Origin of the sequence: Streptomyces sp. NPDC050703, assembly GCF_040654435.1 — a bacterium.
Classification (GTDB): domain Bacteria; phylum Actinomycetota; class Actinomycetes; order Streptomycetales; family Streptomycetaceae; genus Streptomyces.
In genome coordinates this window covers 1-2,783 of sequence record NZ_JBFAHX010000101.1, presented here as the reverse complement: position 1 = coordinate 2,783, position 2,783 = coordinate 1, and the positions used below count along the sequence as shown (strand labels likewise).

Below are 2,783 nucleotides of genomic sequence, written 5' to 3'. Positions count from 1 at the left end.
CTGGTGCACGAGCACGCGCCGCTGACGCTGGCACAGCAGGCCAGCGGCATCCAGGGCAGCAGCCCGCTGTTCACCTCACTGTTCAACTACCGGCATGGGCGGCGCCCGCAGGCAACCCCGGGTCCGGATGCTGACACCGCCACACGGGGCATCCGCACGGTGTCCATGCGCGAGGTGACGAACTACCCCGTGACCGTGTCGGTCGACGACCTGGAGTCCCGGTTCGGGCTGACGGTGGATGCCGTCAGATCGGTGGACGGCGAGGCGGTGTGCCGACTGCTGCACACCTGCCTGGACAACCTCGTCGCCGTACTGGAAGGCGACGTCAACGGTCCGCTGTCAGCTGTCGACATCATCGACGAGGTCGAACAAGGCCGACTCCTGCAGGACTGGAACGACACGACGACGCAGGTCGGAGCGACGACGGTGCCCGCGCTGTTCGCGGCCCAGGTCGCGCGCACTCCTGACGCCGCGGCTGTGGCCGTCGACGACGCGGAGCTCTCCTACGCCGAGCTGGACGCCCGAGCGAACCGGCTGGCGCGACTCCTCGCGGCCAACGGGGTGGGTCCTGAGATGGTGGTGGGACTCGCGCTGCCGCGGTCGGCCGATCTGGTCGTCTCGATCCTGGCGGTGCTGAAGGCGGGCGCGGCCTACCTGCCCATCGATACCGACTACCCGGCGGATCGCATCGCGTACATGGTTGACGACGCAGCCCTGGCCTGCGTGATCACCACCCCCACTGCCGCCGCATCCGGACTGCTCGCGACGACGAACATCGTGCTGGGCGAGCCCGGCACCGAGGAGCAGCTGGCCGGCCTGTCAGGTGAGAACCTCACGGACGCCGACCGCAACTGCCCCCTCGTCCCGGCCCACCCGGCCTACATCATCTACACCTCGGGCTCTACGGGGCGTCCGAAGGGCGTGATGATCACACAACGGAGTGTGGCGGACTACCTGCGGTGGTGCGGTGCGAACTATCCGGGGTTGCGCGGGGCGGCGGGCCTTCATTCCTCCGTCGCGTTCGACCTGACGGTGACATCGTTGCTGGGGCCGCTGGTGGTCGGCGGGTGCGTGCGCGTGATCGGGCTGACCGAGAGCGCGGACGTACGTGAGGCGCTGTCGGCCGAGCCGGGAGTCACCTTCCTGAAGGTGACTCCTAGTCACCTCGCGCTGCTGGGCGACCTGGCACCGGAACATCAGCTCTCCGGCGACCTGGTCGTGGGCGGAGAAGCCCTGCCGGTCGAGGTGGTCCGGCGCTGGCGTCGCGCCAACCCCGCCGCCACGGTCGTGAACGAGTACGGCCCGACGGAGGCGACCGTCGGATGCATCACCTACTCCATCAGTCCCGCGGATGCCCGTTCCGCCGCTGACACGGTGGATGACGGCTCCGCGGACGCGGGAGTGCCGATCGGTGTGCCCGTCGCGAATGTGCGGGCATACGTTCTGGACGGCGCGCTGCGACCGGTGCCGGTGGGTGTGGCGGGCGAACTGTACGTGGCCGGCGAGCAGCTGGCCCGTGGCTACCTGCGTAGGCCGGGGCTGACCTCGGAGCGGTTCGTCGCATCCCTGTACGGGAGTTCGGGCGAGCGGATGTACCGGACCGGAGACGTGGTGCGGTGGTCGGCGGAGGGCCGACTGGAATACCTCGGCCGTGGAGATGAGCAGGTCAAGATCCGTGGGTTCCGGATCGAGCCGGGCGAGGTCCAGGCGGTCGTCGCCGCACATCCGGCGGTGGGGCGGACAGCGGTGATCGCGCGGGAGGACGCCCCTGGGGACAAGCGCCTGATCGCCTATGTCGTTCCGGCGCGCGGACAGGATGACGTTCCGGAGGGCTTTGCCGACGAGGTACGCGCCTTCGCGGCCGACCGGTTGCCCGCCTACATGGTGCCGTCAGCAGTTGTCGTCATGTCCGAGCTGCCGCTGACGGTGAACGGCAAGCTGGACCGCAAGGCGCTGCCCGCTCCCGAGTACACGGCCGGCGCGGGCCGTGGTCCGGTGTCGTTGCAGGAGGAGATCCTCTGCCAGGCGTTCGCGCAGGTCCTCGGCCTTGACCAGGTCGGAGTCGACGACGACTTCTTCGCACTCGGCGGGCATTCGCTGCTCGCTACGCGTCTCGTGAGCCGCGTGCGTGCGGTCCTCGGTGTGGAGATGCCGCTGCGCACACTGTTCGAGGTGCCGACGCCCGCGGGCCTCGCGGCGCGGCTGGGCCAGGCAGACGTGGCGCGCCCGGCGCTGGTGGCAGGAGCGCGTCCGGAACGGATTCCCTTGTCGTACGCCCAGCGTCGGCTGTGGTTCATCGACCAGCTGGAAGGACCGAGTTCCACCTACAACCAGCCGGTGATGCTGCGGCTGACCGGCGAGTTGGACCGGCAAGCGCTCGAGGGGGCGCTGCGGGATGTGGTGGGGCGCCATGAGGTGCTGCGGACGGTGTTCGCGGTGGCCGACGGGGAGCCGTACCAGCGCATCCTTTCGGTGGAGGAAGCCGGCTTCGAGCTGGCCATCGCCGAGGTGAGCGCGGACGAGGTCAACGGCATGGCGGCGGAAGCGGCACAGTACGCCTTCGACCTGAGCGCCGAGATTCCGCTGCGGTCATGGCTGTTCGCCACGGGTCCTGAGGAGCATGTGCTCGTGGTGGTGGTGCACCACATCGCGGGCGACGGCTGGTCGATGGGGCCGCTGGCCCGGGATCTGACGTCCGCGTATGCGGCGCGTTGTGAGGGTCGGGTGCCGGAGTGGGTGCCGTTGCCGGTGCAGTACGCGGATTACGCGTTGTGGCAGCGGGA

General features: G+C 69.6%; 1 protein-coding gene. It reads left to right on the top strand.

Annotated elements, in window-relative coordinates; genetic code table 11:
- Positions 1 to 2,783 (top strand): amino acid adenylation domain-containing protein (locus AB0I16_RS35735; RefSeq protein ID WP_363253851.1); only part of this gene is annotated, 2,783 nt, incomplete at both ends.